This is a genomic window from Protofrankia sp. Cj3, from assembly GCF_917627355.1.
Lineage (GTDB): Bacteria > Actinomycetota > Actinomycetes > Frankiales > Frankiaceae > Protofrankia.
This window is the reverse complement of record NZ_CAKJTR010000217.1, coordinates 1-5,135: the sequence shown is the minus strand read 5'-3', so window position 1 is coordinate 5,135 and position 5,135 is coordinate 1. Positions and strand designations below refer to the sequence as shown.

5 protein-coding genes and 1 pseudogene are annotated in these 5,135 nt (G+C 67.7%); 4 read left to right on the top strand and 2 right to left on the bottom strand.

The window, feature by feature from the left end:
* Positions 1–477 precede the first annotated feature (477 nt).
* Positions 478–777: a hypothetical protein gene (locus tag MJ783_RS20575; protein ID WP_239312853.1), complete on the top strand. Its 300-nt coding sequence runs from the start codon at positions 478–480 to the stop codon at positions 775–777.
* Positions 701–1,186, top strand: coding sequence for a type II toxin-antitoxin system VapC family toxin (locus MJ783_RS23770; RefSeq protein ID WP_370651742.1), 486 nt, complete (start codon positions 701–703; stop codon positions 1,184–1,186). Before MJ783_RS20575 ends, MJ783_RS23770 begins: the two co-directional genes overlap by 77 nt.
* A 179-nt stretch (positions 1,187–1,365) precedes the next feature.
* Here the strand turns inward: MJ783_RS23770 and MJ783_RS20565 are convergent, their stop codons facing one another.
* Both MJ783_RS20565 and MJ783_RS20560 read right to left on the bottom strand, forming a co-directional pair.
* The gene (locus MJ783_RS20565; RefSeq protein ID WP_239312848.1) at positions 1,366–1,671 is read right to left on the bottom strand and encodes an XRE family transcriptional regulator; all 306 of its coding nucleotides are present in this window, start codon (positions 1,669–1,671) and stop codon (positions 1,366–1,368) included.
* 13 nt (positions 1,672–1,684) lie between these two features.
* Positions 1,685–2,017, bottom strand: coding sequence for a hypothetical protein (locus tag MJ783_RS20560; RefSeq protein WP_239312845.1), 333 nt, complete (start codon positions 2,015–2,017; stop codon positions 1,685–1,687).
* Between the two features lie 319 nt (positions 2,018–2,336).
* On the opposite strand from MJ783_RS20560, the gene MJ783_RS20555 reads away from it, so the two are divergent.
* Both MJ783_RS20555 and MJ783_RS20550 read left to right on the top strand, forming a co-directional pair.
* A complete protein-coding gene (locus tag MJ783_RS20555; protein ID WP_239312844.1) occupies positions 2,337–4,241 on the top strand; it encodes an ABC transporter ATP-binding protein in 1,905 nt (634 codons plus the stop codon).
* A gap of 46 nt (positions 4,242–4,287) precedes the next feature.
* Positions 4,288–4,715: pseudogene (locus MJ783_RS20550) on the top strand (ATP-binding cassette domain-containing protein); the annotation flags it as partial.
* Positions 4,716–5,135 lie beyond the last annotated feature (420 nt).

Here is a 5,135-nt window from a genome sequence, read left to right as displayed (position 1 = left end):
TGGAAGATCCAGATCAAACTACGGATCAAGAGGTTGGGGGTTCGAGTCCCTCCGAGCGCACGCGACGCGGGATTCCCTGGCCGCTTCCCTCCGGGAAGCTCCCCGAGGCCCGCGATATTGCTCCGGGGGGCGCCCCCCGGACCCCACCGCCTGGGGTTTTGCCTAATCAGGTGACCACCGAAGATCCAAAGCGGCGCCCACAGATGTCTGGTTGAGACAGGCTCAGAGCCCCGCAACCGATCAAACGGCACGGGGCTCTGGGCTTTCCAGGGCTCAAGTACTGCAGTTTGTACTGCAATTGAGAAAGATCATACACGCGTGATCACTATCGCGGCCTTCTCGTCATGTTCCGTGTCGATGAGGCCGGTGGCATCGCCGAGACGTCTGGCCAGGTGGTTACGGCGGACGCGTTGAGCCCGCCAGCAGCTACAGGGCTCCCCCCCCCGCGCCTTATCCGGCCACTCCTGCGGATCAGATGTGGCTCACGAGTTCCAGGACAGGGCTACGCTGGAACCCATGAGCGTGGCCCACAACCACTACTCTGAGCTGCACGCCCTCGTCGACCGGCTTGCCCCGGAACGCACCGCGGATGCCCGACGGGCGCTGTTGCGCCTGGTCGCAGCAAACCCGGACCTGGACAAGGAGACCGCGACACAGGGCGCGGTGTGGGCGGGACCGTCCTTCATCGGCGCATTCGACAGTGGTCGTGACGACCTGTCCGAGTGGGTGGACGAGGCGCTGTTCGACAACGACGGCCCTGGGGCTGACATCCGGTGATCCTGTGGGACACCGGTCCTCTCTACGCCGCGTTCGACCGCCGGGACAAGCACCACGAGGCGAGCGCCGCCCTGATGCGACAACAGCGCCACCGCTCCTCGTGCCGGCGCCGGTCGTGATCGAGACCTGCTACCACCTGACCAAGCACCTCGGCGCCCGAGCCGAGATCACGTTCCTGAAAGCCTTTCAGAGCGGCGATCTGGCCATGGTCACGCCTACAAAGCCGGACTTCGACCGTGCTGTCGAGCTGGTGGAACAGTACGCCGGGTTCCCACTCGGCATCACCGACGCCTACGTCATCGCGATCGCCGAACGCCTCGACATCGCGCAACTGGCCACCATCGACCGCCGCCACTTTCTGGCCGTGACGCCACGTCACTGCCCCGGCTTCGAACTGCTACCCGTCTGACAGCCAAGTTGACAGCCAAGGCCGCGAACGAGACTGGACGCCGACGGCCACCCATGGACAGGCCCCGCCAGGCCAGCGGACGGGATGGACGTCAGCGGACGTCCCCGGAAGATCCCGAGCAAATTACGGATCAAGAGGTTAGGGGTTCGAGTCCAGCCAAGCGCGCCGCATCCTCGAGGTCAGCCGAGGACCACTCGACGATCACCAAAGTCGGCAATAATCTCGATCTTCCCGCCCAGGGCCTCCACGTAGGCCCTGATCGTGGCCAGCCCCGCCCGATCGAGCCCGCCGCGCTCCAGCTCGGACACCGATGGCTGCTTCACATGCATCCGCTCGGCCAACTCGGCCTGCGTCAGACCCTGCTCCTCACGAATCTCCCTGAGCCGGTAGGCGCGTACCTCAGCATCCAGGCGTGCGCGGTACTCAGCCGCCCAGCCCTCGTCTGGAGGCCGCTTGGCCCGTACCTGCTCCCACGTACTCGCCACGGCACGTCCCTCCTCATCGCTCAGCTCCCATTGCCGTATTCACCGCGGAGCCACCCGTCGTACCGGTCATCGACAATCTTGTTGGCATCGGGTGCAACGGGAGCTGGCGGGACCGGCCGTTCTTGCTCACGCGCACGGTCAGCAGCCCAAGCCCCAGCCCCAGCCCCAGCCGCAGCCGCAGGTCGAAGTCGGTGTCATCGAGGCGGGCGGCTTCCCCGATACGCAGGCCGGTGACCGCTAGCAGGCCGATCAGCGTCCGGTAGGTCGCGACCGCCATCGGGTAGCGCAGCGTGCCCGCCGCTATCATCAGCGCCGCGACCTCGATGTCGGAATACAGGCAGGGCACCGCTCGGCGAGCGTAGCCGGTGACCAGTGGAGCAGGGGTCCGGCAAGCTTGATCGCAATTGGGCAGACCCCTGACCTGCCCCAACAACCCGATGTGAACTCCTGCTCAGGTCCCGACGCGGGGCTGGCGGTGCACCGACCGCTGGAGACCACCTTCCCTTCCACTTCTGCTCTACTTCCGCGGCTGAACTCCGTGAAGTCGCTCCGGGCACGCTTGACCTGCAGTTCGCTTGAACCTCTAACCTTCCCTCGACGGCCGGCGCCGCATGCCGGTAGCAACCCTGCGCCACCGAGAGGTAACCCATGAGCAGAGGTACTCCATGAGCATGGAAGTCACCGCGTGGATGTCGATGCACAAGGCGATGACCGCGCAGGACGAACGGCGCCCCTTCTCCAAGGCGACCCTGCGGCGGATCGGCGGTTTCGCCCGGCCGCGCCGCCGGCAGCTGACCTGGTTTCTGCTGCTCGGCGTCGTGACGGCGGTCCTGGCGGTCGCGACACCGGTACTCGCCGGCCGGGTCGTCGACGCGATCGTGCGCGGCGCGGCCGTCCACGTCGTGGTCGGGCTCGCGGTGCTCATCGCCGTCATCGCGGTGGCCGAGGCCGGCCTCGGGCTGGTGTCCAGGTGGCTGTCGGCAACTATCGGCGAGGGCCTGATCCTTGACCTGCGCACCGCCGTGTTCGACCACGTGCAGCGGATGCCCATCGCATTCTTCACCCGCACCCGTACCGGCGCGCTGGTCAGCCGGTTGAACAACGACGTCATCGGCGCGCAACGGGCCTTCAGTAACACGCTCTCCGGCGTGGTCAGCAACATCGTCGCACTCCTGCTCACCCTCGCCGTGATGATCAGAATTTCCTGGCAGATCACCGTGCTCGCGCTGCTGTTGCTGCCGCTGTTCGTCGTGCCTGCACGGCGGATGGGCAGCCGGCTGGCCCGGCTCGAACGCGAGGCGGCCAACCACAACGCGATGATGAGCACGCAGATGACCGAGCGTTTCTCCGCGCCCGGCGCGACGCTGGTGAAACTGTTCGGCCGGCCCGCCCACGAGTCCGCCGCGTTCGCCGTACGGGCGCGGCGCGTCCGCGACATCGGGGTCCGCTCGGCGATGGTGCAGTGGGTGTTCATCACCGCGCTGACCCTGGTCTCGGCGCTGGCGCTTGCCCTCGTCTACGGGCTCGGCGGTTTCTACGCGCTGCGTGGGCAGCTGGAACCCGGCGCCGTCGTCGCGCTCGCGCTGTTGCTCACCCGGCTCTACGCCCCGCTGACCTCGTTGGCCAGCGCCCGGGTGGAAGTCATGAGCGCTCTGGTAAGCTTCGAACGGGTGTTCGAGGTTCTGGACCTCGAACCACTGATCGCCGACCGCGCGGACGCGCGGCACGTGCCAGCGGGAGGGGTGTCAGTGGAATTCGACGACGTCAGTTTCAGCTACCCGCCCGCGGACAAGGTCTCGCTCGCATCGCTGGAGGAGGTCGCCGTCCTCGACACCCGTGGCGGTGTCGAGATTCTGCACGGCGTCTCGTTCCGGGTCGAACCCGGGCAGCTGGTAGCGCTGGTGGGCTCGTCAGGCGCCGGAAAGTCCACGATCGCACAGCTGACGGCCCGGCTCTACGACGTCGACACCGGCGCAGTGCGCCTGGCCGGGATCGACGTCCGCGACCTGACCGCCGGATCCATCCGCGCGACACTCGGGATGGTCACACAGGACGGGCACCTGTTCCACGAGTCGATCCGCGCGAACCTGCTGCTTGCACTGCCCGAGGCGACCGAGGACGAGCTGTGGGACGCGCTGCGCCGGGCCAGGCTTGCCGACCTCGTCGAGAGCCTGCCCGACGGGTTGAACACCGTCGTCGGCGAACGCGGGTATCGCCTCTCCGGCGGTGAACGCCAACGCCTGACCATCGCCCGGCTCCTGCTGGCACGGCCGCGAGTAGTGATCCTCGACGAGGCCACCGCGCACCTGGACTCCACCTCGGAGGCCGCGGTACAGGCGGCCCTGGCCGAGGCACTCACCGGACGGACCGCGATGGTGATCGCGCACCGGCTGTCCACCATCCGCTCCGCCGACCTCATCCTTGTCATCGAGGACGGACGGGTCGTAGAGCGTGGCACCCATACCGACCTGCTCAGCGCCGGCGGACGTTACGGGGAGCTGTACCGGACGCAGTTCGACCAGCCGACCGCGGCCACCACCACCATGGCCACAATGGCCGCGGCTGGATGAGGGCAACGACCGATCGAGGACCACGACCGGTTCAGGAAAAAGCGACGACGAGGTGGCCACCGCCGCGGTCGACGCCGGCCTGCGCCCGCGGCTGGACAAACTCCCGCGGGGCATCGAGACGATGGTCGGGGCCCGCGGCTATCAGCTCTCCGGCGGGGAACGCCAACGGCTCGCCCTTGCCCGGGTCCTGCTCGCCGACCCGCCCGTGCTCGTCCTGGACGAGGCCACGTCACAGCTGGACTCGCTGACCGAGAACGTGGTGCAGGAGGCACTGTCCCGGCTGGGCACCGGACGCACCCGGGTGGTGATCGCGCACCGGCTGTCGACGATCGTCGACGCGACGCCATCCACGTCCTGGACGCGGGCACGGTTGTCGAACGGGGCACGCACAGCGAACTGCTGGCGGCAGGGGGCGCCTACGCCCGCCTCTACGCCCGGCAGCTGGGCCAGGAGCAGTCCGTCAGCCATCAGTGATCCGGGGGCTTCAGCGACCCCGGGGCACAGGTCATGAAGGCATTTCATCTTTTCACCGCTGGCCAGTGGACACGCCGGCCCACCAGCGGTGGTCAGGACACTCCGGCGCCAACGGTGGCGATCTGTGGCGACGAGGCGGAGGGCATCCGGATCACCAGCGATCTCATCCGGGACCTCGGCGGCGTACCAGCCGTGCTGGGACCGCGCAACCGTCGCCCGGCAGCTCGTAACGACGGAGCGTCAGCCCAGGATCGCGAGGAACATCTCAGATCGGTTCGACGACGATGTCAGCGTGGTCGAGTGTGGCGGTGTAGGCACCTATGTCGCCTGGGTCGCTGGTGAGGATCTGGGCCGGACCGTGAAGAGCAGCCGCGATGACGACCAGGGCGTCGATGACGTCCGGTCGCTTCTTCGTGGGAA

What these genes read in the sequence shown, in the direction of transcription:
- MJ783_RS20555 (WP_239312844.1), top strand. Translation starts at nt 2,337, where the DNA reads ATGAGCATGGAAGTCACCGCGTGGATGTCGATGCACAAGGCGATGACC.